This is a genomic window from Rhodosalinus sp. FB01 (genome assembly GCF_041365715.1).
Taxonomy (GTDB): Bacteria; Pseudomonadota; Alphaproteobacteria; order Rhodobacterales; family Rhodobacteraceae; genus Rhodosalinus.
Window position 1 is genome coordinate 1 of sequence record NZ_JBGFSH010000091.1, and the last position, 365, is coordinate 365.

Annotated in this window: 1 protein-coding gene; it reads left to right on the forward strand. The window is 66.0% G+C overall.

What is annotated here, in order from left to right; genetic code table 11:
- On the forward strand, positions 1-365 hold a 365-nt coding region (locus AB6A65_RS16730), incomplete at both ends, for a transposase (RefSeq protein WP_371039507.1).

Consider the following 365-nt stretch of genomic DNA (forward strand, 5'->3'; position numbering starts at 1 on the left):
GCCTCGAGGTGCCGCCCGAGATCGCCGTGGGCGACGGCGCCATGGGCTTTTGGAAAGCGCTCGACGAGGTCTTCCCGGGCACGCGTCACCAGCGCTGCTGGGTTCACAAGACCTCGAACGTGCTGAACAAGGTCCCGAAATCCATGCACCCGGCGGTGAAGGCCGACTTCCGGGACATCTGGCAGGCCGAGACCCGCGCCGCCGCCGAGGCGGCCCTGGACACCTTCGCCGAGAGTTGGAGGGATCAGGGTTTGATCCAGTGGATCAAACCCCCCGACAACGGGACGAAGTACGAGAAGGCCGTGACGTGCCAGACCAAGGACCGTGACGCGCTGCTGGCGTTCTATGCCTTCCCGGCCGACTAC